Raw genomic sequence first — 25,806 nt, forward strand, 5'->3', positions numbered from 1 at the left:
GATGTCGACATGGGTAAATTGTGGAATCGTGCCGTCGCTGCGTCGGCGTTGTTCGGTCTGTTGGCGGGCGTCAACCCTGTCATGGCCAAAGACAAAGTAGTGATCGGCGAACTGAATTGGACAGGCGCCATCGCGATTCAACACATCCTTGGCGAAGTGATAAAAACTCGCTTGGACGGTGATGTTTCTTACTTGGCGGGTGATGTGCCGGTGTTGTTGGCAGCCGCGGCGAAAGGTGATGGTTCAGTCGACGTGGTCAGCGACATCTGGTTGCCCAATCAGTCGGCAGCGTGGGCAAAGTACGTCGCGGGCGGCACGAAATCACTGGTGGCGAACAAACACCCTTACATCGGCGTACAGGGGTTTTATATTCCCGGTTACATTCAGGATAAATACAACGTCCACTCCGTCTACGACTTGAAGAAACCGGAAGTGGCTAAACTGTTTGAACCGCTGGGCGGTGGAAAGTCGCAATTGCTGGTTGGGCCGGCCGGTTGGGAGTCGAGTTACATCGGTGAAATCAAGGCCAAGGATTATGGTTTTTCCGACAAATTTGAATCGGTGTCCACCGAAGCTTCGGTGACCTATGCCAAGTTGGCCGCTGCTTATCAGAGAGAGAAAGGTGTGGTGTTTTATGCCTACACCCCAGACTGGATTTTTTCCGCTTTCGATCTTCGTCGCCTCGATGAACCTGCGTTCGATGGCTACGCCCAGGACAACAAAAAAGACGATCCTCTCTATAAGGTCGATGGTTGCTGGAAATTTATCAGTCCGACCGTCGATGCTGACTGGCTGAGCAAAAGCAAAATCACCTGCGCGTTTCCTGATGCGAAGATTTATGTACTCGCCTCCAGCACATTGCAAAAGCGTGCACCTCGTATCGCCAGCTTTCTGGAAAACGTTGCCATTGATCCCAACGTCATCAATGATTTGATTCTGAAAATCGAAAAAGACAAACAGCCGGCCGATGTGGTGGCAAGAACCTGGGTCATCGCCAACCCGGACATTGTTGATCGCTGGTTGGTCCCGTCCGCGGAAAAAGTCAGTTCCGCTCAATAACTCATCAACGATAAGCGTCATGTGCGGTTAAGCACCAAGAGGAACTTCTATGAGTCAGCTTGAACAAGCCACGTTGGGTGCAGGGTGTTTCTGGGGCGCCGAAGCGGCAATTCGGGCGCTGGAGGGGGTGATCGATACTCGGGTTGGATACGCCTCTGCACCCGATGAAGCCCAACTGAAAATCGAAGTCGTACAGGTGGATTTCGACCCTGCCACGTTGTCGTATTCGGGTTTGATCGAACATTTCTGGGCGCTGCATGATCCGACGTCAGTGGACCGCCAAGGCGCTGATGCCGGCGTCAAATACCGCTCGGCGATTTTCTTTCAATCAGCGCAGCAACACACGTTGGCCAGCCATGCCAAACAGCAGCTGGAAGCGTCGGGCCGCTACAGCAGGCCTGTTGTCACCCACTTGCTGGCGTTGGGTACGTTCGAACTGGCCGATGAAGAGCAACAGCGTTATCTGGAAAAGCATGGCAAAACCAGCTGCGCGCTCTAGATCGGTTACAGCCTTTCTATGGCGTAGTCATCCAGTAAAGGTCGCGCCGCACGGGATGCGCTCGGCTCGATAGCAAAAGACCCTGGTCGAAAGACCGGGGTTTTTTGTGTCTGAAATTGGGCTTTTATGCCTCTCCAGTCTTTCCAGTCCCAACTTTCTGCACGTGCGGTGCATAAAGGACTTGGTCCACAGCTCCGACATTAATTAGAATCACTCTCATTTACGATAACTCCTTGGCACAGGGCTTCTTGAGATGAGTGATGCAGCGATGCCGAAGGAGCAAACCCTTCACGACCTGTACCGCGATCACCGTGGCTGGCTTGAAAGCTGGTTGAGAAGACGCATGGGCAACGGTTGTGATGCGGCGGACCTGAGCCAGGATACGTTCCTGCGTTTGCTTGCCAGCTCCCAGCGGATCGCCGACCTGCAAGAACCCCGTGCCTATCTGCTGACCGTGGGCAAACGCCTGCTGAGCAATTTCTACCAGCGTCGCAGTCTGGAGCAGGCCTATGTGGCTGCGTTGGCGTCGATGCCCGACGAGTGTGCGCCATCACCCGAACAGCGCTGGCTGCTGCTGGAAACCCTGCAAGCACTGGATGAGCTGCTCGACGGACTGCCGAGGGCAGTGCGACGGGCGTTTCTCTGGAGTCAGCTCGAAGGCTTGAACTACCAGCAAATCGCCGAGCGCCTGGAGGTGTCCGAGCGCACGATCAAACGCTACATGGCGCAAGCCTACGAGCATTGCCTGTTGGTGGACCTGTGAACAGTCAAGCATCCGATGCCCGTCAGGCGGTCCGTGCGGCGGCGCAGTGGCTTGCGTTGCTGGAATCGGGCGGCGCCAATGAACAGGACCGAGCGAATTTGCAGCGTTGGCTTGATACCTGTGCCACTCACGATCAGGCCTGGCAGAAGGCGCAAGCCTTGCGTCAGCGTTTCGCCGATCTGCCTTCAGGGTTGGCGTTGAGCAGTCTGGATCGTCCTGATCCGGCGCGGCGCGTGGTGCTCAAGCGCGCATTGGGCGCCGTGGCGTTGGTGCCGACGGCCTGGCTGCTCAGTCGACAATTGCCGCTGGATGTCTGGAGTGCCGACCTGCACACGGCCACTGGCGAGCGCAAAAAAGTGCAGCTCGCCGATGGCAGTTCCTTGCAACTCAACACCGCCAGCGCCGTCGATGTGGATTTGCAGAGCCGCCGCGTGAAATTGATCGAGGGCGAACTGTCGCTGAAGGTTCCGGGTACTACGCCGCTGACGATCCAGACGAAGTTCGGAAATGTAATCGTCAGTCAAAGCGAAGTCTGCGTTCGCCAGCACGCGCAAGGCTGTCGAGTGTCGGTGTTCAACGGTTCCGTGCAGTTGCAGCCCTTGCAGGGGCCCGCGCTGGCAGTGCGCGGCGGTCAGCAGGTCAGCCTGCAAGCGGTAGGTGCCGGAGCGATCACGCCATTCGATGCGCTGGCTCCAGGTTGGCGCGAAGGTGTGCTGATGGCGAAGAACCAGCCGCTGGGCGATTTCCTCCGCGAACTCGGCACTTACCGACCGGGCGTTCTGCGCTGGGAGCCGGAGCTGGAAACACTGCGCGTCACCGGCAGTTTCCTGCTGGACGACACTGATCGCGTCCTCGCGCTGCTCGCGGCCAGCCTGCCGCTGGAGGTGCATTCCCGAACCCGTTACTGGGTCACGTTGCTGCCGCGCAAAAATAGTGTGTGAAGCCTGTCCCCTTTTTTCGGCTCGCTTGTCATTCAAGGCATGTGAACGAATCAAGAGAGCCATTTCAATGTCCGCAACCTGCCATCCACGCCCGGCTTCTTTGCGCCTGCGTCCGTTGTTGCACCTGAGCCTGTTGTTGGGCCTGAGTGCCAGTCCAATGTTCATGACCGCAAGCTGGGCTGAAGACAGTGCCCGGCGCAGTTATCAGGTGCCTGCCGGCAGCCTGAGCGATGCGCTGACCCGTTTCGCCGGGTTGGCTGGCGTCAATCTCTCGGTAGACCCGGCGTTGGTGAGTGGTCGCAACAGCGCCGGTCTGTCCGGTGAATTCGCCGTGGAGGAGGGCTTTGCCCGGCTGTTGCAGGGTTCCGGTCTGCAACTGCAACCGGTGGGCGAACAGGCTTACATCCTGACCCCGGCGCCAGAAGGCAGCAGCCTGCAACTGGCCCCCACCTCAATTCTCGGTGTCACCGGCGGGGCGGACGGCGAGGTGTATGCCGGTGGCCAGGTCGCGCGCCGCGGATCGCAAGGCTTGCTGGGCTCGAAAGACTTCATGGAAACGCCGTTCAGCATGACCACTTACACCAGTGAGGCGGTCAAGAACTTGCAGGCGCGTACCCTGGGCGAGCTGATCGCCAGCGATCCTTCGGTTCGCGCCACCAACCCGGCGGGCGGGCGTTATGAGCAATTCACCATTCGCGGGTTCAGCCTGTTCAACAGTGATGTCGCCTACAACGGTCTCTACGGCGTCTTGCCGACTTATACGATCGACATGGAAATGGCCGATCGCGTCGACATTCTCAAAGGCCCGAGCCAGCTCATCAACGGCATCTCGCCGCGAGGCGCCGTGGGTGGCGGGATCAACGTGGTGCCCAAGCGCGCGACCGACAAGCCGATCACTTCGTTTACCGGCAACTACGCGTCCGACAGCCAGACCGGCGGTGCCGTGGATATCGGCAGGCGCTTCGGTGAAGACAACAAGTTCGGGATTCGTTTCAACGGCGTGAAGCAGTCCGGCGACACCGAATGGGATCACCAGAATGTCGACCGCGAGATGGCCGTGCTGGGCCTGGATTTTCGCGGTGAACGCCTGCGACTCTCGACCGACCTCGGGCGCACCGAGCGTGATACCGACGCGCCGCAAGAGCGCGTGCAGGTCGGCGCCAACGCGCAGGTTCCGCATGCCAGCGATGTACGTCACAACTATGCGCAACCCTGGAGCAAGGCGAGTACCAACGACACGTTCGGCACGGTGAACGGCGAATTCGATGTCAGCGATAACGTCATGTTGTACGGCGGTGTGGGCGCGCGCGAGAGCAATCATGACTTCCTTCGTCATGCCGTTTCGGTCACCAACAACAGGGGCGACTTCATTGTTCAACCCCGTGACTTCACCCGTGACGAAAGTGTCCGGACGGCTACCGCCGGAGTGCGCAACTGGTTCCACACCGGCCCGGTGAGCCATGAGGTCAACCTGGCCGCCAGCTATTTCTACATGGACTTCGAAAATGGCGGCGCCCGTTATGCCAATGCCAACAGCAACCTCTACAACCCCGTGGAAACACGCACGCCCGTCAGGCCCACTCGACTCGATTCGAAGGTCTACACCGAGAACCGCTCCACCGGTGTGGCGTTGTCCGACACCCTGGGGTTCTTCGATGACCGACTGCTGCTGACCCTCGGCGCCCGCTGGCAGCGCGTGAAGGTTGACGACTGGACCGATAACGTCAGAGGCGACACCGCCTACGACGAGGAAAAGATTTCGCCGTCAGGCGGCATCCTGTTCAAGGCGACTGACAAGCTGTCGCTGTATGCCAACTACATGGAAGGCCTGAGCCAGGGCAAGATCGCACCGTCGACCTCGATCAACGAGGACGAGATCTTCCCGCCATTCGTCAGCCGCCAGGTCGAGGTCGGCGCCAAGTACGACGCGGGTCAGTTCGCCGTGACCGCCGCGGTGTTCCGGATCAAGCAGCCGGCCTATGAGACCAACGCCACGACGCGCGTTTTCGGCCCGAATGGAAAACGTCAGAACGACGGTGTGGAGCTGAGTGTGTTCGGTGAGCCGCTCAAAGGTTTCCGCTTGCTCGGGGGTGTCATGTACATCGACAGCGAGTTGACCAACACCACCAATGGCACTTTCGACGGCAACCGCGCGCCTGCCACGCCCAAATACAACGTCAACCTGGGCGCCGAGTGGGACGTGCCGACCGTACAGGGCTTGACCCTGACCAGCCGCGGCATCTATTCCAGCTCGCAGTTTCTGGACCAGTCCAACAACAAGGAAATCGATTCGTGGGAGCGTTTCGACGTGGGCGCACGCTATGCGTTCAAGGTCGAAGACAAGAACATCACCCTGCGCGCCAATGTCGAGAACGTGGCGGACAAGCGTTACTGGAGTTCAGCCGGAGCCTCGGATGACAGCGAGCCTGGATTGACGCTGTCGACGCCGCGGACTTACCTGCTTTCGGCAACCGTCGATTTCTGACGCCATCTCATTGGCTGACCTGACGCCATCGCGGGCAAGCCCGCTCCCACAGTGATCTGCGTTGTGACACAAATTGAGTGAACAACAAAGATCCTGTGGGAGCGGGCTTGCCCGCGATGGCGGCATCAGCAACGCCGCCAGTTTCAGCCCTGCAAATACACCGCATGCGTATGCGTGTACTCATACAACCCATGCTTGCCATCCGCACCACCAATCCCGGATTTGCGCACCCCGGCATGGAAGCCCTGCATGGCTTCGAAATTCTCCCGATTCACATAGGTTTCACCAAAATCCAGTTCGCGCATCGCATGCATCGTTTTGCTCAGGTCGCGGGTGTAGATCGATGAAGTCAGGCCATAGTCGCAGTCGTTGGCCAGGGCGATGGCTTCGTCGAGGTCGTCAATGATCTGAATCGGCAGCACCGGGCCGAAAATCTCTTCGCGCATGATTTCCATGTCCGCCCGGCAGCCGGCCAGCACGGTGGGCTGAAAGTGGAAACCATTGGGCAGATCGGCAATCTGCCCGCCGCTGATCAAATTCGCACCCTGGCTCAACGCCGTACGGACTTTACGGTTGACGCTGTCCAGACCCTGGCGGTTGATCAGCGGACCCATTTCGATATCGGGTTGGGCAATCGGGTCGCCGAAGCGGGTAGCGCTCATGGCCGCCGCGATACGTTCGATAAACTGGTCGGCGACCTTGCGCTCGACATACACCCGCTCGGCGCAGTTGCACACCTGACCGCTGTTGATAATCCGCGAATCGCGGATGGCCTTCACCGCCAGATCCAGATCGGCATCCGCCAGCACAATCGCCGGTGCCTTGCCGCCCAGTTCCAGATTGAGCTTGGTGATATTCGGCGCTGCGGCGGCCATGATCCGCGAGCCGGTATCCACGCTGCCGGTGAAGCTGATCATGTCCACGCCCTTGTGCGCGCTGAGCGCTGCGCCGACTCGGCCATCGCCGCAGACCACATTGAACACGCCGGGCGGCAGGTCGGTTTCGGCTACCAGGCGGGCGAACTCAAAGCAGTTGTTCGGCGTTTCTTCGCTGGGTTTGATCACGATGGTGTTGCCGGTCAGCAGGGCCGGCGCCATCTTGCGGGCGATGAGGAAGAACGGGAAATTCCACGGCAGAATCCCGGCGACCACGCCCAGCGGTTTACGGAACAGAAAGATGTTTTCGTTCTGCCGGTCACTGGTGATGATTTCGCCTTCGATGCGTCTTGCCCATTCGGCCATGTAGTCGAGGTAATCGGCGGTGAAGTTGACTTCGACTTCCGCCAGGCCGCTGATCTTGCCTTGTTCCAGGGTGATGGTGCGCGCCAGGTGCGCGACGTTTTCCCGCAGCTTGGCGGCGATGCGACGCAGATGCCCGGCGCGTTCAATCGCCGGTTTGCGCGCCCAGTCTTTTTGCGCGGCGCGGGCGGCGGCGAGGGCGCGATCAACGTCTTCGGCAGTCGAGGCCGGGACTTTCGACAGCACCGCGCCGGTGGCCGGGTTGATCACATCGAGATGAGCAGCGCTGACCACAAACCGGCCGTTGATGAAGTTTTCGTAAACAGGCATGGACGACTCCTTGATCAGTAGGTGCGCGACGGCGCTTGAGCGGTGGCCGGTGTGCGATAGCGCGCAAGGGTGGTCATGGCGCTCTGACGCAACAGGCTGATATCGATGGCCACCGCAATGAACTGACAACCCCAGCTCTGATAGCGGCGCGCGTCTTCTTCGTTCGGCGCGAGAATGCCGCACGCCTTGCCGGCCGCGAGCGTGGCGTTCACCGTGTATTGAATGCGCTCCTGGACTTCCGGGTGACCGGGATTTCCGGCATGACCAAGCCCGATGGACAAATCCGCGGGCCCGATAAACACCGCATCGACGCCTTCGACGGCGGCAATCGCTTCGACGTTTTCAACACCCAATCGTGATTCCACCTGAACGATCAGGCACAGCTGTTCATGGGCGGTGTTCAGGTAATCCGGCACGCCGTCCCAGCGGGTGGCGCGGGTCAGGCCGCCGCCGACGCCACGAATACCGTGCGGCGGATAACGCATGGCGCGCACCAGGGCCGCCGCCTGCTCGGCGGTTTCGACCATCGGGATCATCAGCGTCTGCGCGCCGATATCCAGCAGTTGCTTGATCAGGTTGGCGTCGCCCGTCACCGCACGCACGATTGGCGCGGTGGAGTAGGGCGCCACCGCCTGCAGTTGCGCGAGTACGCCGGGCACGGTGTTCGGCGCGTGTTCACCGTCGATCAGCATCCAGTCGTAACCGGTAGTGGCGACGATCTCGGCGGCGTAGCCCGTGGCGAAACCGGCCCAGATGCCGTACTGGGTCGTCGGGTTTTTCAGGGCAGCCTTGAAAGCGTTGTGAGGCATGTTCATGACGGGGTCCTTTCTCAGCGGTTGTACGGCCGATGCAGTTGGCAATCCGGGTTGAGCGTCACGCCGAAGCCCGGTTGGTCGAGTGCCGACAGGCGCATACGGCCGTTCACCGGTACGGGTTCGCCGAGCAGTTGCGGATGGAACATCGGCACCACTTCGTCAGCCTTCGGCGCCATCATCAGGAACTCGGCGAATGGACTGTTATGCCGCGTCGCGACGAAGTGATAGCTGTAAACCGACGAGCCGTGAGGAATGACCAGCGCGTTGTGGGCGTCGGCCAGGGCGGAAATCTTCACCAGTTCAGTGATCCCGCCGCACCAGCCGACATCCGGCTGGATGATGTCGCAGCAGCCCATCTCCAGCAGCATGCGAAAGCCCCAGCGAGTGGCCTCGTGTTCGCCGGTGGTTACCAGCATGCCTTTGGGCACATTGTTGCGCAGCGCGGCGTAGCCCCAGTAATCGTCCGGCGGCAGGGCTTCTTCGATCCACTTCAAGCCATATTCGTGAGCACCGACTGCCAGTTTGGTGGCGTAGTTGAGGTCCAGGCTCATCCAGCAATCGAGCATCAGCCAGAAGTCCGGGCCGACCCGTTCGCGCATGGTCGCCAGTTCTTCGAGGTTCTTGCGCAGGCCTTCCTCGCCTTCGGCCGGGCCGTGGTGCAACGGCATCTTGCCGCCGATGAATCCCATTTTCTGCGCCAGGTCCGGGCGAGCGCCGGTGGCGTAGAACTGCAATTCATCGCGTACCGCGCCGCCGAGCAACTGATGCACTGGCTCTTGGCGGATCTTGCCGAGCAGGTCCCACAGCGCCAGATCGACCCCGGAAATCGTATTGATCACGATGCCTTTACGCCCGTAATACAGGGTCGACTGGTACATCTGATCCCAGATTTTTTCGATGTCGGTGACCCGTGCGCCTTCAAGGAAACGCGCCAGGTGTTTCTCAACGATGTAGGCCGCGGGCTCACCGCCAGTGGTCACGGCAAAACCGACGGTGCCGTCGCTGGCTTCGATTTCCACCACCAGCGTGCCGAGTACGTTGATGCCGAAGGTGCGGCGGCTCTGGCGGTACTCCGGGTATTTACTCATCGGCGTGGCAATGTGATCGTCGATCCAGTGGCCGTCCGCCTGATCGTGATAATCCGCGCCGCCGCCTCGCAGCGTGAAAGCGCGGACGTGTTTGATGGTTGGAATGCCCATGGTGTGACTCCTCAGGTTTAAACGGTGGCCGGTTTGTTCGAAGCTTTATGGCCGGGCGAACGCACGCCCAGCACCAGCAACGCGGCGATGACGGTGGTGCCGGCCAACACGTACAAACCTGCGGCCGGTGAATGGAAGGCGCCTTCGGCCCAGTTTTTCAGCACCGGGGCGATGAAGCCGCCGAGGGCGCCGAACGAGTTGATCAGCGCGATTCCCGCCGCAGCGGCGCTGCCGGCGAGGTAACTGGAAGGGAAGGTCCAGAACACCGGTTGCACGGCGATGAAGCCGGAAGCGGCGAAGCACAGGGCGACGATGCCGAGGAACGGACTGCTGAAGGTCACCGAGCAGGCGATCCCGGCGGCGGCCATCAACAGCGTCAGGCACGCGGTGCGACGACGTTCACCGGTGCGGTCGCTGTAACCGGGAATCAAATAGGCGGCCACCAACGCACAGATCCATGGGATCGCGGTGACCAGTCCGACCATCAGCCCGACCTTGGTGCCGAGCAACCCGCCGACCTGGGTCGGCAGATAGAACACCACGCCGTAAACGCTCGCCTGAATCAGCAAATAAATCAGGCACAGGTACAGCACCGAGGGCTGGCAGATCACGTTGAGCAGGCTACGGCCATGGTTCTGTTTGTGGCTGTCTTCCTGGTCGAGCAGGCTTTGCACTTGTTGGCGCTCTTCGACCGTCAGCCACTTGGCGTCGGCCGGGCGATTGTCCAGATACCAGTAGGCCCAGACACCCACCGCCGTGGCCATCAAGCCTTCAACGGCAAACAGCCACTGCCAGCCGTGGACGCCGGCAAACCCGTCCAGCTCCAGCAACAGGCCGGACAGCGGGCTGCCAAAGATGAACGCCAGCGGCGCACCGAAGTAGAAGAACCCCATGGCCTTGCCGCGTACCGCGCTGGGGAACCAGTAGGTGAGGTAAAGGATGACGCCGGGGAAGAAACCGGCTTCGGCCACGCCCAGCAAGAAGCGCAGGACATAGAAACTGGTTTCGGTGTGGGCGAAGACCATGGCGGCGGAGACCAGGCCCCAGGTGACCATGATCCGGCACATCCACAGGCGGGCGCCGACGCGGTGCAGGATCAGGTTGCTCGGCACTTCGAGCAGCGCGTAGCCAACGAAGAACACCCCGGCGCCGAAGGCGAACGCGGCATCGCTGATGTTGGTGTCGGCTTGAAAGGCTTGCTTGGCGAACCCGACGTTGGCGCGGTCGAGGAAGGCCATGATGTACATCAGCAGGAGAAACGGGAGCAGCCGCCAGGAAATTTTGGCGAGCAGAGGCGCGGGTAGAGTCTTCATCGCAGTTTTCCTTTGGTAGGGCATTTGTTCTTATGGGAAAGACTGTACGGCCGCGGATCGATGCGTTACAAATCGAATCTAGCTAACAACTGATACCTTCAGGGTATCGATAAAAAGGCTTGTCATGACTACGCCAACCGTTTCCCGCAGCCTGCTCAACCGTCTGCGCTACAAGCATCTGCACATGCTGGTGGCGCTGAGCACCAGTCTGAACCTGCACCGCGCCTCGCAAAACCTGAACATGTCGCAACCGGCCGCTACCCGCATGCTGCATGAGATTGAAGACATGTTCGGCTGTGACCTGTTCGAACGCCTGCCACGCGGAATGCGGCCGACGGCGTTGGGCGCTGAGTTGATCCGCTTCGCCGAGTCCGCTATCAGTGGCCTCGACCGTTGCGCCGAAGACCTGATCGCAAGGCAGCAGGGCGGCTACGGTTATCTCTCGATCGGCACCATCATGGGCGCCGCGCCGGACCTGGTCATGGATTCGATTGCCGAGATCAAGGCGCTCAATCCGCAACTGCGAATCCGCATCATGGGCGACACCAGCGACCAGGTGATTCAACTGCTGGAGCAGGGGCGCATCGACCTCGCCATCGCTCGACGCAATGCGGCCACTGACAGCGAGCATTACGAGTTCGAGCAATTGGGCAACGAACGATTACTCGTGGTGGTGCACGCCGGTCATCCACTGGCCAAACGCAAAAAACTCGAGCTGGCGGAACTGGTCAGCGGCTGGCCGTGGATCCTGCAACCGGAAACCAGTCCGGCGCGCATCGGTCTTGATCAGGCCTTGCAACGACTGGCCTTGCCGACACCTGCCGACATCATCGAGTGCAGCTCGGTGTATTCCATGCAGCAGCTGATTCAACTGACCGATGCAATCATGGTGCTGTCGGAAACCGCATTGCGCGACTACCTGAAAATGGGTCTGGTGGTGGCGCTGCCGGTGCAGTTGGACGTGCAACTGGCGCCGTTCGGGTTGCTGTTGCGCAAGGGCGAACACATCAGCCGGGAGTTGGGTGTGTTCATTGATTTGCTCCGCCGGAAAGCAGCGGTTTTTTGATTGTTTGGTCAGATGTATCGGTGAGCAGAAGTTTGCCGGGTTCGAATACATGCAATCGATGCCCGGTTTCGCCGAGAAGCTTAGCCACCTCCTGCGAATCCGTAGCGGCATTCCACGAGATCGGCTCTAACCCCATACCAATGTGGGAGCGAGCCTGCTCGCGAAGAGGGTTTTACACTCAACATCAATGTTGAATGTTAATCCGTCTTCGCGAGCAGGCTCGCTCCCACAGGGTTATTGGTATTTTAAAGAAACGGGTTGCATCAAGCGGCCCTATTCGTATCTGTCAGTCAGAACCCCAGCTTATCCCGCAACCCGTAATACCAAGCCCCCAACGCCGCAAACGGCGTGCGCAGCAGTTGTCCGCCGGGGAAGGGATAGTGCGGCAAGCCTGCAAACGCATCAAAACGCTCGGCCTGACCGCGCAACGCTTCGGCCAGCACCTTGCCCGCCAGATGCGTGTACGTCACACCGTGACCGCTGCAGCCCTGGGAATAGTAGATGTTGTCACCCAGGCGCCCGACCTGCGGAAGACGCGACAGGGTCAGCAGGAAATTGCCGGTCCAGGCGTAGTCGATTTTCACGTCCTTGAGTTGCGGGAACGCCTTGAGCATCTTCGGCCGAATGATCGCCTCGATGTTCGCCGGGTCCCGTGCGCCGTACACCACGCCGCCACCGAAAATCAGGCGCTTGTCACCGCTCAGGCGATAGTAGTCGAGCAGGTAATTGCAGTCTTCGACGCAATAATCCTGTGGCAGCAGGCTTTTCGCCAATTCATCGTTCAGGGGTTCGGTGGTGATTACCTGAGTGCCGCAAGGCATCGACTTGGCCGCCAGCTCTGGCACCAGATTGCCGAGGTAAGCGTTGCCCGCGACGATGATGAACTTGGCCCGGACTTTACCCTGAGGCGTATGCACCACCGGGTTCGCGCCGCGCTCGATGCGCACCGCCGGCGATTGCTCATAAATAGTGCCGCCCAATGACTCGACCGCCGCCGCTTCGCCGAGTGCCAGGTTCAGCGGATGTATGTGCCCGCCGCTCATGTCGAGCATGCCGCCGATGTATTGATCGCAGTTCACCACTTCACGAATGCGTTTCTGATCCATCAGCTCAAGCTGCGTGTGACCGAAACGCTCCCACAGTCGCTTCTGCGATTCCAGATGGCCCATCTGCTTGGCGGTGATCGCGGCGAACACACCACCGTCCTTCAGGTCGCACTGAATATTATATTTGGCGACCCGCTCACGAATGATCCGCCCGCCCTCGAACGCCATCTGCCCAAGCATCTGCGCCTGCTTGGGGCCAACGGTGCGTTCGATCACATCGATGTCGCGGCTGTAGCTGTTAACGATCTGGCCACCGTTGCGGCCCGAGGCGCCAAAACCCACCTTGGCGGCTTCCAGCACCGTAACCTTGAAACCGTTCTCCAGCAGAAACAGGGCAGAGGACAGACCGGTGTAACCGGCACCGATCACACAGACATCAGTCTCTACGTCACCCTGCAAGGCCGGGCGCGGCGGAACCGCATTGGCCGATGCGGCGTAATAGGACTCTGGGTAGGGGGTGTTCGCCATCCGGCAGCCTCTGTTTAATATATTTTACGAGTGCACCGATCCTACCCGAGTTAAAAATCGACCGCCAGCCACCGCAAAATCTTCTTTGCAGCGGCGAAATTAAATATTTTGCATATTCATAGGGTTAGCTCGAAAAAAGGTGTTGACACCCCTTCGGAATTCCGTAGAATGCCGCCTCACAGCAGGCACGTAGCTCAGTTGGTTAGAGCACCACCTTGACATGGTGGGGGTCGTTGGTTCGAGTCCAATCGCGCCTACCAAACAAAATCCGCTCTGCTGGGCGGTCTAGAAGGGCTCACCGAAAGGTGGTCCCTTTTTTGTTGTCTGTGATTTGCGCAACGTTTGCAAATCCCCCGCTCAACCGCCCACTCGGCGCCCACCTCCAGGTCGTCACCTCAAGGCATTCGTTGAGGCGCAACCAAGGCTCCATGGTCATTCAAGTCTGGTACCGCCCCCGTAACCGGATGCGACGTTGAGATGGTGGCAATTTGGCATTGCTCAAATTAACGAGTATTGTTGCGCCAATCTTTTACAAGCAATGGATGGCGGTAATGACATCAGAGCCTTCAATCGTTACGAAACTAGAGACTCACTTAGGTTACGAAATCCACGTTGCTACAGTCGGGCCGATCAAAACACTGCACGTCGAACCGGAAAACCTGGACGCGCATCATAAAGCCAAGATATCGATTTGGTTCAACGGCAAAGAGATCAGAGAGGCAAGTGAGTTACCTTCGATGCGTTTTGTATCGCGTGAAGATGCCACTGAGTTTGGTTTCGAAATCGGCCGAATGATTGTCGCGCAGCGTCGCAAATCAACTGCTTTCCAGATGATTGATCGTGCGTGCGAACTCTTCAAGTTGCCGCGGTTGCTGTTCCGTAATCAGGATTTCAGGTCGCGTCAGGGGCGCGAAGTGGGCGGACTCTGACTCTCTTGGCCGGGTTTTTCGTGCGCGTTGAGTGTCGTAATGCTGCGAAGTAATCATTCAACTGCCGGGCTGACACTCTCCATGAAGTGCCGGATAGCGCGGGCGGCCTCTGTCGCAGATGCCTGAAGCAGGCAGTGGGGTGCATCCAGAACGACTTCCAATACTTTGGGGTTTGCTTCCAGGACTCGTATCGACGCGGTTTGCGGTACAACCCAATCCTGGCTGGCGCGAAGGTACAGGGTAGCAATGTCGAGGCCCGCAAGTTGTACCGACACATCCACTTCCACTACTGATCGAAGCCGTGAGCGCATCACCGAGGGCGTGACCTGGGTGATCGCCTCATTCAGTGCTGCGCGCAAGCTTGCTGTGGAAAATCGACCCAGCAAGATTTTACTGAGCCATCTGGTGGGGAAAAGCTCGATGGGCAGCAGGGTTATCAAGCGTTTGAGTGACTTGAATACCGGTCGCGGGTTTTTGATAAAGGTGCTGCACAGGATCAAGCCAGTCTGTTGAGGCAGATGCAGGGCGGTCAGTGAAATGGCGATGGGGCCGGAAAAGGACTCTCCCAGCAAGATGAAGGGGCGATCGGTGGGCAGCGACTTTCGCGCTATCGCTTCCAGCTCTTCATAGCTCAGCGCAATGTCGCAAGGGTAGCGGACAACAATCGTTTCTATATCCGGCCTCAGGGCAGAGACCAAGGGACTGAAAAGTTGGCCGGTACCGTCCATTCCCGGCAGCAATACGAGCGTTGGCAGTTCTGAGCGATTCACGTCTTCCATCCTTGGGTGCAGGCAAGCTCCTGCTTTTTGGGCTACTACTTCAGGCCAATTCGAACATTAGCCTGACGGGAGTATATCGATGCTTGTGCACTGGTTTCTTGCTGCGATCCATCTCTTGGCATTTGCCCTGGGTTTCTGGGCGGTCCTGTCCCGCGGTACGGCTTTTCGGCGCCTGGCCAAGGGCGCGGGGGACGCTCGCAGTGTATTGATCGCGGATAACCTGTGGGGGATTTCTGCAGTCATCCTGCTGGTCACTGGTGGGATGCGCGCCTTTGGCGGGTACGAAAAGGGCACTGACTACTATCTTCACCAGCCACTGTTCCACCTCAAGATGACGCTTTTCGTCCTCATCCTGCTGCTTGAAGTTGCGCCGATGGTGACGCTGATCAAATGGCGGATTGCACAGGCGCGGGGGGCAGCCATCAATACCGGCCGTATAACGCTGTTTGCACGGATCAGTCATATCGAAGCGTTGCTGGTGCTGCTGATGGTCGTGGCGGCTACGGGCATGGCGCGGGGTGTGACGTTTGGTTAGTCGAGTGCGATTGCGCACTTCGCCAGGATTTATCCGAAACGTCCGACAGCCATGACGTGAGACATGCCGTTAGTATCGGCTTCACGTTTTGGGTGGGTGACAGAGGGTGATAGCGACGCTTGAATCTTAGCCAGCCGTGGTTCCGGGGCGAACGGGCTGGCTACTGACTGCAGCAGGATTCAGGATTGTGGCTTGTCCGGGGCGGTCAGGCCGGCCTGAATGCGCTGATAAATTTCTTCGCGGTGCACCGCAACGTCTTTCGGGGCGTTGATGCCAATTCTGACTTGCTGGCCGCTTACGCCCAGAATGGTGATCGTAATGTCATCGCCAATGTTTATGCTTTCACCGACTTTGCGGGTGAGTATCAGCATGGTCTTCTCCTTGATTGCTTTATGGGACACCTGATTCGGACAGTGCAGAGGTCGGTGGTATGTATAGATTAGTGCGAAGTCTCACGGTTTGGGTGCCTCTTTCTGACGCGCAGATGCTGCATTAATTCCCAAGGCGTAACTATACAGAGGCCGCATCCATCATTCTCGTTGTTTTGAGCCCATTTTGCGGCGCTCGGGAAGTATTCATGGATGTTAAAATCCCCGCTTTCAGCATTCAGAGGGACGCGTTGTGCGCAAAATGGCCTTGGTAATCGCAGTACTGGCATTGGCGGGATGTGGTGAAGGCAAGAGCGTAGAGGCGCAAAAACCGCAGCCGGCAGCGACTGTCGCGCCTGTGGTGGCTTCCGCACCCCAGTGGGATCTGGAAGTGCGCGGTGAAATAACCCAGGCTGTCAGCGATCTGAGCGGCTGGCTGATTGAGCACAGTTTCGTTGCCAGTGTGGTCAAGGAAAATGGCAAGACCCGCATCCTGATGGGGCCCTACAACTCGAAAGCCGAGGCTGAAGCTAAACAGGCGGAGGTGCGCGCGGCGCTGACCCGCGCGAAAAAACAGAACATCGAATTGCTGGTCGTCGAGCATCCGGTGACTCAGTAACGGCGTTGCTGACGCCGTCGGTCGACCGCCCCTGGTATTACCAGCGCGGTTAAAAACAAAAAAGCCTCGGGCATTCAACCCGAGGCCTTTTTTTGCGTTCAGTCAGCGTTTAACCGCACGCTTTCATGTCAACCGGCCCGACAAACTCGTTACCCCGTCCCATCACGCACGCCACACTTTGGTTGCGTTGCCGTTCCCAGGCTTGCACGGGGTAGGTTTTGTCCCAGGCTTCATACAGTTGCCGATCCTGCTTCGACAGGCGCAAACCGTACTGCTTGCTCATGTAGAAGTAAGTCCGGGCGATCATGCCGCGAATGGAAGGGCGGGGCATGACCTTCTTCGCCTTGAAATCAACTTGGGTCAGGCACGAGCCGTATTGTCCGGATTGCTCCGGCAGCCAGCCAAAACTGAAGTTGCTGCGATCGCCGTTGACCTCGCCGATGCTCGGCACCAGATTGTGCAAATCGGCCTCGGCTTTCTGATAGGTCGGATCGTAACGCGTGCAGTTCTTGCGTCCGCCTTCCTGCCAGCACTGACGCTGGTGGCCGATCTGCCAGGCGGGGACGATGTGCTCCCATTCGATTCGGGAAGCGCGCTTGGCATTTTTGCGCGGTACATAACCGCAGGCGGAGAGGTTCACCTTATTGCCGGTGTACTTGCACCCGCAGTAGAACTCGGTGGATTGCGGCGCATACAACTTCCAGGCGACTTTCTTGGCTTCGCTGAAGGTGCGCGGGGCGTCAGCCTGGGCACCCATCGCGAAGAGCAGAAACAGCAAAGCAAAACAACGGACACTCATTGACTCAATCTTCCTTCGGCACAACCCAGAAAATCTGCACACCGCCATCGTCGCGGTAGGCGAGGGTGACGTTGTCGTTCTCGTCGATTTCTTCGAGCAACTGTTCCCACTCATCCACGGGCTCGTCCGGAAGACGAAAGATCAGCGCAGCTTTGGCTTTCTGGGCGGTGGGGGAATTGATGATTTTCTGAACGCGGATGCCCATACGTGCATAGGCGTCAGGAGATGCAGAGGTGGTGGCCACGGAATTATCCTTATTAAGCTGTACGTGCATACAGTATTTAACTGTAGGCATTTTCGCAACTGCTTAAAATTCAAGAAAATCCTCTGACAGCGGTTTTTCCTGTTTGGTGTAGGAAGAGGGAAATTTTTTTATCGGATACGAGACCACTCGCCAGGAGTGGCGAGTGGTGACAGCGGTGCCCGGCCGGAACCGGCCGGGCGAGGGCGAATCAGTATTCCCAGAACATCCGCTGCAGCTCTTTGCTGTCATTGGTCTTGGTCAGGGCGACCATGGCCAGGATGCGAGCCTTCTGCGGATTCAGGTCATGGGCAACGACCCAGTCGTATTTGTCGTCAGGTTGCTCAGCGTTACGCAGTACGAAACCACCGGCGTTGACGTGGGAGGACCGGATAATTTGCACGCCATCCTTGCGCAGGGCCTGCAGGGTTGGAACCACCCGTGAAGACACCGAGCCATTGCCGGTACCGGCGTGGATGATGGCTTTGGCGCCGGATTGAGCCAGCGCTTTGTAGGCTGTATCACTCACGTTACCGTAGGAATAGGCGATTTCGACGTCAGGCAGGCTCTTGATGTTCTTGATGTCGAATTCCGAATCCATGGTGTGGCGCTTGGCTGGCAGGCGGAACCAGTAGGATTTGCCTTCGACCACCATGCCGAGTGGGCCCCAGGCACTTTTAAACGCCTCGGTCTTGATGTTGATCATCTTGCTGACGTCACGACCGGACTGGATTTCATCGTTCATGGTCACCAGCACGCCTTTGCCGCGAGCGTCTTTGCTGCTGGCTACGGCGACGGCGTTGTACAGGTTCAGCATGCCGTCGGCGGACATCGCGGTGCCCGGGCGCATGGAGCCAACGACGATGATCGGCTTCTCGGTTTTTTCGACCAGGTTCAGGAAGTACGCGGTCTCTTCCAGGGTGTCGGTGCCGTGGGTGATGACGATGCCATCGACGTCTTTGCTGTCGGCCAGTTCGGCCACGCGACGGCCCAGTTGCAGCAGGTTGTCGTTGGTGATGCTTTCTGACGCAATCTGCATGACTTGTTCGCCGCGAACGTTAGCCAGTTGGCTCAGTTCCGGAACCCCGGCGATCAATTGTTCGATGCCGACTTTCGCTGCTTGATAAGTCGCGCTGTTGGCGGCACTGGCGCCTGCGCCGGCAATGGTGCCGCCCGTGGCGAGGATCACCACGTTCGCCAGTTTTTGTTGGGTTTCGGCTTCTTTTGCCTGAAGGGCTGTCGGTAGGAGCAGCAGGAGGGCCAAAGCGCCCGGAACGAAAGTCTTGAAAGCAGATGTCATTATTTTTCTCTCTAGTAGTGAGACGGTGCTGATGCAGGTTCATCTAGATGCGCCCAAGGCTGATCTGAACGCCTGGGGTGGAGTAGAGGGAGCAGGATCTGTACCAGTCGTATCCAGAATTGAAAAAATGCCTTTAACCTAATGATTTGTATCAATTATCTGGTTTTCGCCAGAGAAATCTTAAACAGCTTGTTGTCCGGGTTTCCGAATATGTTTGGCATTTACGTTCGGCTCTCCGAAAAGGGCTACGGCGCCTGTCGAACAAGTCGTCTTGCCAGATGGCAAATCGGCACTAAAGAAAATCGCTCGCAGGTCGATGCCCTTCAAAGGATCTTTTACTCCAGGAGTTCACATGTCATTTTCGGTTGGCTTTCCCAATGCAGGCGCAATCACCATCGGTGGCAAGTCCACGGCGACGATCAACGCTTTGAGCGAATCGACTTCCGAAGCGTCGACGCTGGCGTTGGGTAGCGAGGAAGCGACTGGCGAAACCAAAGTCCGCACGGGTGGCGGGGCCCCGGCCGAAGCCAAAGCAGAAAGCGGCAGCGACCAGAGCATCGCAGTAAAAATGTTGCTCAAGCGTATGCAGGAACTGCAGCAGCAACTGCGTGAGCAACAGCAACAACTGGCTGCGGCTCAGGTTGCGTCTTACCCGACACCGGAAGCCAAGACTGCGGTAATCATGTCAATTCAGGGGCAGGTCGCCAACACCAGCGGTGCGCTGGCGGAAGTAACCGGCAATCTGGTCAAGGAACTGGCCAAGGGTTCCAGCGCGGGTGGTATTGTCAGCACCACGGCGTAAAGAGACGCTCGCCGAAGCACAAAACGGCTTTTTCGGTCGTTGACAAATGACGACAGGGTTCGCATAGTTCGGTCTACGCAAACGTTTGCGCGGCTCCGCCGATGGCTTGTCCCTCGGCGAATTCGGTGAAGCTTATGCCAGCGCAAGCGTTGCTCAGAATAATCATAAGATCGGAGTGAACCCATGAAGCTGCCATTCGCTGGACGTCTTCTCGCTGTCGCTATGCTGGCTGCCGCATCCGCCGCGTTGCCTGTCTCCTCGGCTTTGGCCGAATCCCCTGAAAAACCTAAAGTCGCGCTGGTCATGAAATCCCTGGCCAACGAATTCTTCCTGACCATGGAAGACGGCGCCAAGGCCTACCAGAAAGACCACTCCGGCGATTTCGAACTGATCTCCAACGGCATCAAGGACGAAACGGACACGGCCAACCAGATCCGCATCGTCGAGCAGATGATTGTCTCCAAGGTCAATGCGCTGGTCATCGCGCCGGCTGACTCCAAAGCCATGGTGCCAGTGATCAAGAAAGCGGTGGATGCCGGCATCACCGTGATCAACATCGATAACCAGCTGGATCCAGCTGTCGTCAAAAGCAAGAACATCACCGTCCCGTTTGTAGGTCCTGACAACCGCAAAGGCGCACGGCTGGTGGGCGAATACCTGGCCAAGCAACTGAAGGCCGGTGACGAAGTCGGCATCATCGAAGGCGTGTCCACCACCACCAACGCCCAGGCCCGCACTGCAGGCTTCAAGGATGCGATGGAAGCGGCGCAGATCAAGGTCGTATCCCTGCAATCCGGCGATTGGGAAATCAACAAGGGCAACCAGGTTGCCTCTTCCATGCTCAGCGAATACCCGAACATCAAAGCCCTGCTGGCCGGCAACGACAGTATGGCCGTCGGCGCAGTGTCCGCCGTGCGTGCCGCGGGCAAGGCCGGCAAGGTTCAAGTGGTCGGCTACGACAACATCAATGCCATCAAGCCGATGCTCAAGGATGGCCGTGTCCTGGCCACCGCTGACCAGTTTGCCGCCAGGCAAGCCGTGTTCGGTATCGAGACGGCGCTGAAAATCATCAAGGGCGAGAAGGTCGACAGCGGTACCAACGGCGTCATCGAAACTCCGGTAGAGCTGGTTACCAAGTAGTCCTTCTGGCGACACAACGGTGCTCGCCCGTCCGGGTGAGCACATGGAGAGTTTTTATGTCAGTTTCCGCTCCGAACGCTGTCCTCTCGGTCAGCGGTATCGGTAAGACCTATGCGCAACCTGTCCTTGCCGGCATCGACCTGACGTTGATGCGCGGTGAAGTGCTGGCGCTGACCGGCGAGAACGGCGCCGGCAAAAGCACGCTGTCGAAGATCATCGGCGGGCTGGTCACGCCGACCACCGGTCAGATGCAATTCCAGGGGCAGGATTACCGCCCCGGCAGTCGCACCCAGGCTGAAGACCTGGGCATTCGCATGGTCATGCAAGAACTCAATCTGCTGCCGACCCTGTCAGTGGCGGAAAACCTGTTTCTCGACAACCTGCCCAGCAATGCGGGCTGGATCAGTCGCAAACAATTGCGCAAGGCCGCGATCGAGGCCATGGCCCAGGTCGGGCTCGACGCGATTGACCCGGACACCCTGGTCGGAGAGCTGGGCATCGGTCACCAGCAAATGGTCGAAATCGCCCGTAACCTGATCGGCGATTGTCATGTGCTGATCCTCGACGAACCGACCGCGATGCTGACGGCCCGTGAAGTCGAAATGCTGTTCGAGCAGATCACTCGCCTGCAAGCGCGCGGCGTGTCGATCATCTATATCTCGCACCGCCTCGAAGAGTTGGCCCGTGTCGCTCAGCGCATTGCGGTGTTGCGCGACGGCAACCTGGTCTGCGTCGAGCCGATGGCCAATTACAACAGCGAGCAACTGGTCACGCTGATGGTCGGCCGTGAACTCGGCGAACACATCGACATGGGCCCGCGCAAGATTGGCGCTCCGGCGTTGACGGTCAAGGGGCTGACCCGCTCGGACAAGGTGCGCGACGTGTCCTTCGAAGTACGCGCCGGTGAGATTTTCGGGATTTCCGGTTTGATCGGGGCAGGGCGTACCGAGTTGCTTCGCTTGATCTTCGGCGCCGACACGGCGGACAGCGGCACGGTTGCGCTGGGTTCGCCTGCACAGGTCGTGAGTATTCGTTCGCCAGTGGACGCGGTCGGTCATGGCATTGCCCTGATCACCGAAGACCGCAAGGGCGAAGGCTTGCTGTTGACCCAATCGATCAGCGCGAACATTGCCCTGGGCAACATGCCAGAGATTTCCAGCGGTGGCTTCGTCAACAACGGTGACGAGATGTCCCTGGCCCAGCGTCAGATCGACGCCATGCGCATCCGCAGCTCCAGTCCGAGGCAATTGGTCTCGGAGCTGTCCGGCGGCAACCAGCAGAAAGTCGTGATCGGCCGTTGGCTGGAGCGCGATTGTTCGGTGTTGCTGTTCGACGAGCCGACTCGCGGCATCGACGTCGGCGCCAAATTCGACATCTATGCACTGCTCGGCGAGCTGACCCGTCAGGGCAAGGCGCTGGTGGTGGTGTCCAGCGACCTGCGCGAACTGATGCTGATCTGCGACCGCATCGGCGTGCTGTCGGCGGGGCGCCTGATCGAGACGTTCGAACGCGATAGCTGGACCCAGGATGACTTGCTTGCCGCCGCTTTTGCCGGCTACCAAAAACGTGATGCGTTGCTCAATGAAGCAGCGCCTAGGGATCCTCAATGAAAACTGCAACGTCTGCCGGTAAACGTAGTGGCAATTTTTACGGCCTCGGCACCTATCTGGGCCTGGCCGGTGCCTTGCTGGCGATGGTCGCGCTGTTCTCGGTCCTGAGCAGCCATTTCCTGTCCTACGACACCTTCAGCACCCTGGCCAACCAGATTCCGGACTTGATGGTGCTCGCGGTCGGCATGACATTCGTGTTGATCATTGGCGGCATCGACCTGTCGGTGGGCTCGGTGCTGGCACTTGCAGCGTCGACGGTTAGCGTGGCGATTCTCGGCTGGGGCTGGAGCGTATTGCCGGCAGCGCTGCTCGGCATGGCGGCGGCAGCGCTGGCCGGGACCATCACCGGTTCTATCACCGTGGCCTGGCGGATTCCGTCGTTCATCGTGTCCCTCGGCGTGCTGGAAATGGCGCGTGGCGTGGCGTATCAGATGACCGGTTCGCGCACGGCCTACATCGGTGATGCCTTTGCCTGGCTGTCCAACCCGATCGCCTTCGGCATCTCGCCATCGTTCATCATTGCCTTGCTGATCATCTTCATTGCTCAGGCGGTGTTGACCCGCACGGTGTTCGGTCGTTACCTGATCGGCATCGGCACCAACGAAGAGGCGGTACGTCTGGCAGGGATCAATCCAAAGCCCTACAAGATCCTGGTGTTCAGTCTGATGGGGCTGCTGGCCGGTATCGCCGCGCTGTTCCAGATTTCTCGCCTGGAAGCTGCGGACCCGAATGCCGGTTCGGGTCTGGAACTGCAAGTGATCGCCGCCGTGGTGATCGGCGGAACCAGCCTGATGGGCGGTCGCGGTTCGGTCATCAGCACCTTTTTCGGGGTCCTGATCATTTCCGTGCTGGCGGCTGGTCTGGCGCAGATCGGCGCAACCGAGCCGACCAAACGCATCATCACCGGCGCGGTCATCGTGGTGGCGGTGGTGCTTGATACCTATCGCAGTCAGCGCGCAAGCCGGCGGACCTGAGTCATGGCAACAATCAAGGATGTGGCAGCGCTCGCTGGAATTTCCTACACCACCGTTTCTCACGTGGTGAACAAGACCCGGCCGGTCAGTGAGGAAGTGCGGGTCAAGGTCGAAGCCGCGATCAAAACTCTCGACTACGTGCCCAGCGCCGTGGCCCGCTCATTGAAGGCCAAGACCACGGCGACCATTGGCCTGCTGGTGCCCAACAGCCTCAACCCGTACTTCGCCGAACTGGCGCGTGGCATCGAGGATTACTGCGAGCGTAATGGCTATTGCGTGATCCTCTGCAACTCCGACGACAACCCGGAAAAGCAGCGCAGCTACCTGCGCGTGCTACTGGAAAAGCGCATCGACGGGCTGATCGTGGCATCGGCCGGTGGTGATGCGGGGCTGGCAGAAGGTCTGGCAGGCGTGCGTACGCCGATGGTCATCGTCGACCGCGGGCTGGAAGGCGTGAATGCCGATCTGGTGCGTATCGATCATGAGTACGGCGCTTATCTGGCGACCCGGCACCTTCTGGAACTGGGACATCGGGACATCGCCACCATTGGCGGGCCGGCAAGTACCAGCGTGGCGCAGATGCGTCTGGCAGGTTATTGCCACGCGCTGAAAGAGGCGGGCGTCGAAGTGCCTCGCGAACGCATGCTGGAAAGCGATTTCACCAGCACCGGTGGTTACAGCGCCGCCGCGATCCTGTTGGAGAAGAACCCGCCCAGCGCGATTTTTGCCGGCAACGACATGATCGGCATCGGCGTGCTGCGAGCCGCCGCCGAGCGCAATATTCGAGTGCCGAGCGAGCTGTCGGTGATCGGCTTCGACGATATCCAGATGAGCCGTTATGTCTATCCGGCGCTGACCACCGTGGGCCAGTCGATCCTGCAACTCGGCGAGATGGCGGCCGGCGTGCTTTTGCGCAGGATCGCCACACCGGACATGGCCACCGATCAACGGATCGTGACACCCAGTATTGTCTTGCGGGAATCGACCGCGCCGCTGGCCGGTGTGTTTGATCACTTCCGTTGAAAATAGACAGTCGTTAAACCAAAAGCACCACTGAAAAAGAATTGATGAGTAGCAATGTATGTCAGCAAAAGTAGTGGTGATAGGCAGCCTGAACATGGACCTGGTGACCCGCGCGTCGCGGTTGCCCCGTGGCGGTGAAACGCTGATCGGCGAGTCGTTTGCCACGGTCTCCGGCGGCAAGGGCGCCAATCAGGCGGTTGCTGCGGCGCGGCTGGGAGCGCAGGTGTCGATGGTCGGTTGCGTGGGCAACGACGCCTATGGCGTTGAACTGCGCGAGGCGTTGTTGGCCGACCGGATCGATTGCCAGGCGGTCAGCACCGTCGACGGTGCCAGTGGCGTGGCGTTGATCGTGGTGGATGACAACAGCCAGAACGCGATCGTCATCGTCGCCGGTGTCAATGGCGCACTGACGCCAGAAGTGATCGATCGTTTCGACGCGGTATTGCAGGCGGCAGAGGTGATCATCTGTCAGTTGGAAGTGCCGGATGCCACGGTCGGTCATGCGCTCAAGCGCGGTCGTGAGCTGGGCAAAACCGTGATTCTCAACCCGGCGCCAGCCAGTCGTCCGTTGCCGGCAGACTGGTATGCCGCCATCGATTACCTGATCCCGAACGAGAGCGAAGCCTCGGCACTGAGCGGTTTGCCGGTGGACTCCCTGGCAACCGCCGAAGCCGCAGCGACCCGGCTGATTGCCATGGGGGCGGGCAAGGTCATCATCACCCTGGGTGCCCAGGGCTCGCTGTTTGCCAATGGCAAAAGCTTCGAACACTTTCCGGCGCCGAAGGTAAAAGCGGTCGATACCACGGCGGCTGGCGACACCTTTGTCGGTGGTTTCGCCGCCGCGCTGGCGGCCGGCAAAAACGAGGGCGACGCGATCCGTTTCGGCCAGGTGGCCGCCGCGCTGTCGGTGACCCGTGCTGGCGCGCAACCCTCGATTCCTGATTTGTCCGATGTACAGGCCTTTAAAACACCATGAAGAAAACACCACTGCTCAACGTCGCGTTGTCGCGACTGATCGCTTCCCTGGGCCACGGCGACATGGTCGTGATTGGCGATGCGGGCCTACCGGTGCCGCCGGGCGTCGAACTGATCGACCTGGCCCTGACCCACGGCATTCCGGATTTCATCAGCACGTTGAACGTCGTGCTCAGCGAAATGCAGGTCGAAAGCCACGTGTTGGCCCGCGAGATCCTGGACAAGCAACCGTCGGCGCTGGTCGCGCTGGACGAACTAAATGCAAAAGGTGCGCTGGGTCAGCGTGAGCTGCTCAGTCATGACCAATTCAAAGTCTTGAGCCGACAGGCGCGGGCGATTGTTCGTACAGGCGAATGTCAGCCGTACTGCAACATTGTGCTGGTGGCTGGGGTTACGTTCTGATTCGCCATCGTCTCTCTGCTTTCCCACG

General features: G+C 59.1%; 26 protein-coding genes and 1 tRNA gene. 17 read left to right on the forward strand and 10 right to left on the reverse strand.

What is annotated here, in order from left to right:
• The first annotated feature begins 9 nt into the window (after positions 1 to 9).
• From KJF94_RS06750 to KJF94_RS06770, 5 genes are all read left to right on the forward strand, one after another.
• Positions 10 to 1,059 (forward strand): ABC transporter substrate-binding protein, encoded by a 1,050-nt coding sequence (locus tag KJF94_RS06750; protein WP_214382104.1) that lies wholly within the window; start codon positions 10 to 12, stop codon positions 1,057 to 1,059.
• Between the two features lie 49 nt (positions 1,060 to 1,108).
• Positions 1,109 to 1,558, forward strand: coding sequence for a peptide-methionine (S)-S-oxide reductase MsrA (msrA, locus tag KJF94_RS06755; RefSeq protein ID WP_214382106.1), 450 nt, complete (start codon positions 1,109 to 1,111; stop codon positions 1,556 to 1,558).
• Positions 1,559 to 1,811: 253 nt separating this feature from the next.
• Positions 1,812 to 2,321 carry a sigma-70 family RNA polymerase sigma factor gene (locus KJF94_RS06760; protein WP_214382108.1) on the forward strand — a complete coding sequence of 170 codons (510 nt, stop codon included), beginning with the start codon at positions 1,812 to 1,814 and terminating at the stop codon, positions 2,319 to 2,321.
• Entirely contained in the window at positions 2,318 to 3,262 is a 945-nt protein-coding gene (locus KJF94_RS06765) for a FecR domain-containing protein (protein ID WP_214382110.1), read from the forward strand. The genes KJF94_RS06760 and KJF94_RS06765 overlap by 4 nt, the downstream gene beginning before the upstream one ends.
• Before the next feature lie 67 nt (positions 3,263 to 3,329).
• A complete protein-coding gene (locus KJF94_RS06770; RefSeq protein WP_214382112.1) occupies positions 3,330 to 5,747 on the forward strand; it encodes a TonB-dependent receptor in 2,418 nt (805 codons plus the stop codon).
• Between the two features lie 143 nt (positions 5,748 to 5,890).
• Here the strand turns inward: KJF94_RS06770 and aldA are convergent, their stop codons facing one another.
• Genes aldA through KJF94_RS06790 form a run of 4 tightly spaced genes read right to left on the reverse strand, consistent with a single transcriptional unit; the run spans position 5,891 to position 10,642 of the window.
• Positions 5,891 to 7,315: an aldehyde dehydrogenase gene (gene aldA / locus KJF94_RS06775; RefSeq protein WP_214382114.1), complete on the reverse strand. Its 1,425-nt coding sequence runs from the start codon at positions 7,313 to 7,315 to the stop codon at positions 5,891 to 5,893.
• 14 nt (positions 7,316 to 7,329) lie between these two features.
• The gene (locus KJF94_RS06780; protein ID WP_214382116.1) at positions 7,330 to 8,130 is read right to left on the reverse strand and encodes an aldolase/citrate lyase family protein; all 801 of its coding nucleotides are present in this window, start codon (positions 8,128 to 8,130) and stop codon (positions 7,330 to 7,332) included.
• Between the two features lie 14 nt (positions 8,131 to 8,144).
• Positions 8,145 to 9,329 carry an L-rhamnonate dehydratase gene (gene rhmD, locus KJF94_RS06785; protein WP_214382118.1) on the reverse strand — a complete coding sequence of 395 codons (1,185 nt, stop codon included), beginning with the start codon at positions 9,327 to 9,329 and terminating at the stop codon, positions 8,145 to 8,147.
• 17 nt (positions 9,330 to 9,346) lie between these two features.
• The gene (locus KJF94_RS06790; protein ID WP_214382120.1) at positions 9,347 to 10,642 is read right to left on the reverse strand and encodes an MFS transporter; all 1,296 of its coding nucleotides are present in this window, start codon (positions 10,640 to 10,642) and stop codon (positions 9,347 to 9,349) included.
• A gap of 124 nt (positions 10,643 to 10,766) precedes the next feature.
• Between KJF94_RS06790 and KJF94_RS06795 the strand changes: the two genes are divergently transcribed.
• Positions 10,767 to 11,708, forward strand: a complete 942-nt coding sequence (locus tag KJF94_RS06795) for a LysR family transcriptional regulator (RefSeq protein ID WP_214382122.1) — start codon at positions 10,767 to 10,769, stop codon at positions 11,706 to 11,708.
• Positions 11,709 to 11,998: 290 nt separating this feature from the next.
• Here the strand turns inward: KJF94_RS06795 and KJF94_RS06800 are convergent, their stop codons facing one another.
• Positions 11,999 to 13,282 (reverse strand): NAD(P)/FAD-dependent oxidoreductase, encoded by a 1,284-nt coding sequence (locus KJF94_RS06800; protein ID WP_214382124.1) that lies wholly within the window; start codon positions 13,280 to 13,282, stop codon positions 11,999 to 12,001.
• Positions 13,283 to 13,465: 183 nt separating this feature from the next.
• On the opposite strand from KJF94_RS06800, the gene KJF94_RS06805 reads away from it, so the two are divergent.
• Together KJF94_RS06805 and KJF94_RS06810 are read left to right on the forward strand one after the other, a co-directional pair.
• Positions 13,466 to 13,542 (forward strand) — tRNA-Val (locus tag KJF94_RS06805).
• Positions 13,543 to 13,770: 228 nt separating this feature from the next.
• A complete protein-coding gene (locus KJF94_RS06810; RefSeq protein WP_214382125.1) occupies positions 13,771 to 14,211 on the forward strand; it encodes a hypothetical protein in 441 nt (146 codons plus the stop codon).
• 53 nt (positions 14,212 to 14,264) lie between these two features.
• Here KJF94_RS06810 and KJF94_RS06815 read toward each other — a convergent pair whose 3' ends face one another.
• A complete protein-coding gene (locus KJF94_RS06815) occupies positions 14,265 to 14,981 on the reverse strand; it encodes an alpha/beta fold hydrolase (protein ID WP_214382126.1) in 717 nt (238 codons plus the stop codon).
• An 88-nt stretch (positions 14,982 to 15,069) separates the two neighbouring features.
• Here KJF94_RS06815 and KJF94_RS06820 point away from each other — a divergent pair, with 88 nt between their 5' ends.
• Positions 15,070 to 15,525 carry a DUF2214 family protein gene (locus tag KJF94_RS06820; protein ID WP_214382127.1) on the forward strand — a complete coding sequence of 152 codons (456 nt, stop codon included), beginning with the start codon at positions 15,070 to 15,072 and terminating at the stop codon, positions 15,523 to 15,525.
• Between the two features lie 179 nt (positions 15,526 to 15,704).
• On the opposite strand, the gene csrA is transcribed toward KJF94_RS06820, so the two are convergent.
• Positions 15,705 to 15,896 carry a carbon storage regulator CsrA gene (csrA, locus tag KJF94_RS06825; RefSeq protein ID WP_008028241.1) on the reverse strand — a complete coding sequence of 64 codons (192 nt, stop codon included), beginning with the start codon at positions 15,894 to 15,896 and terminating at the stop codon, positions 15,705 to 15,707.
• Between the two features lie 250 nt (positions 15,897 to 16,146).
• Here csrA and KJF94_RS06830 point away from each other — a divergent pair, with 250 nt between their 5' ends.
• Complete coding sequence (locus KJF94_RS06830; RefSeq protein ID WP_214382128.1) at positions 16,147 to 16,512, forward strand: SPOR domain-containing protein; 366 nt, start codon at positions 16,147 to 16,149, stop codon at positions 16,510 to 16,512.
• A 109-nt stretch (positions 16,513 to 16,621) separates the two neighbouring features.
• Here KJF94_RS06830 and KJF94_RS06835 read toward each other — a convergent pair whose 3' ends face one another.
• From KJF94_RS06835 to KJF94_RS06845, 3 genes are all read right to left on the reverse strand, one after another.
• Positions 16,622 to 17,311 (reverse strand): endonuclease, encoded by a 690-nt coding sequence (locus KJF94_RS06835; protein ID WP_214382129.1) that lies wholly within the window; start codon positions 17,309 to 17,311, stop codon positions 16,622 to 16,624.
• Positions 17,312 to 17,315: 4 nt separating this feature from the next.
• A complete protein-coding gene (locus tag KJF94_RS06840; RefSeq protein WP_214382130.1) occupies positions 17,316 to 17,606 on the reverse strand; it encodes a DUF1654 domain-containing protein in 291 nt (96 codons plus the stop codon).
• Positions 17,607 to 17,763: 157 nt separating this feature from the next.
• Entirely contained in the window at positions 17,764 to 18,852 is a 1,089-nt protein-coding gene (locus tag KJF94_RS06845) for an asparaginase (protein ID WP_214382131.1), read from the reverse strand.
• A 352-nt stretch (positions 18,853 to 19,204) separates the two neighbouring features.
• On the opposite strand from KJF94_RS06845, the gene KJF94_RS06850 reads away from it, so the two are divergent.
• The 7 genes from KJF94_RS06850 (at position 19,205) to rbsD (ending at position 25,778) form a co-directional block, all read left to right on the forward strand.
• Complete coding sequence (locus KJF94_RS06850) at positions 19,205 to 19,654, forward strand: hypothetical protein (RefSeq protein WP_214382133.1); 450 nt, start codon at positions 19,205 to 19,207, stop codon at positions 19,652 to 19,654.
• A gap of 183 nt (positions 19,655 to 19,837) precedes the next feature.
• Positions 19,838 to 20,794: a sugar ABC transporter substrate-binding protein gene (locus KJF94_RS06855; protein ID WP_017337663.1), complete on the forward strand. Its 957-nt coding sequence runs from the start codon at positions 19,838 to 19,840 to the stop codon at positions 20,792 to 20,794.
• Positions 20,795 to 20,850: 56 nt separating this feature from the next.
• Positions 20,851 to 22,404: a sugar ABC transporter ATP-binding protein gene (locus tag KJF94_RS06860; protein WP_214382135.1), complete on the forward strand. Its 1,554-nt coding sequence runs from the start codon at positions 20,851 to 20,853 to the stop codon at positions 22,402 to 22,404.
• On the forward strand, positions 22,401 to 23,378 hold the full coding sequence (locus tag KJF94_RS06865; protein ID WP_008028232.1) for an ABC transporter permease: 978 nt from the start codon (positions 22,401 to 22,403) through the stop codon (positions 23,376 to 23,378). Before KJF94_RS06860 ends, KJF94_RS06865 begins: the two co-directional genes overlap by 4 nt.
• Positions 23,379 to 23,381: 3 nt before the next feature.
• Positions 23,382 to 24,401, forward strand: coding sequence for a LacI family DNA-binding transcriptional regulator (locus tag KJF94_RS06870; protein WP_214382137.1), 1,020 nt, complete (start codon positions 23,382 to 23,384; stop codon positions 24,399 to 24,401).
• 58 nt (positions 24,402 to 24,459) lie between these two features.
• Positions 24,460 to 25,377, forward strand: a complete 918-nt coding sequence (gene rbsK, locus KJF94_RS06875) for a ribokinase (RefSeq protein ID WP_214382139.1) — start codon at positions 24,460 to 24,462, stop codon at positions 25,375 to 25,377.
• Entirely contained in the window at positions 25,374 to 25,778 is a 405-nt protein-coding gene (rbsD, locus tag KJF94_RS06880) for a D-ribose pyranase (protein WP_214382140.1), read from the forward strand. Before rbsK ends, rbsD begins: the two co-directional genes overlap by 4 nt.
• Positions 25,779 to 25,806: the final 28 nt, after the last annotated feature.

The sequence above is a fragment of the Pseudomonas hormoni genome (assembly GCF_018502625.1).
Classification (GTDB): Bacteria; Pseudomonadota; Gammaproteobacteria; order Pseudomonadales; family Pseudomonadaceae; genus Aquipseudomonas; species Aquipseudomonas hormoni.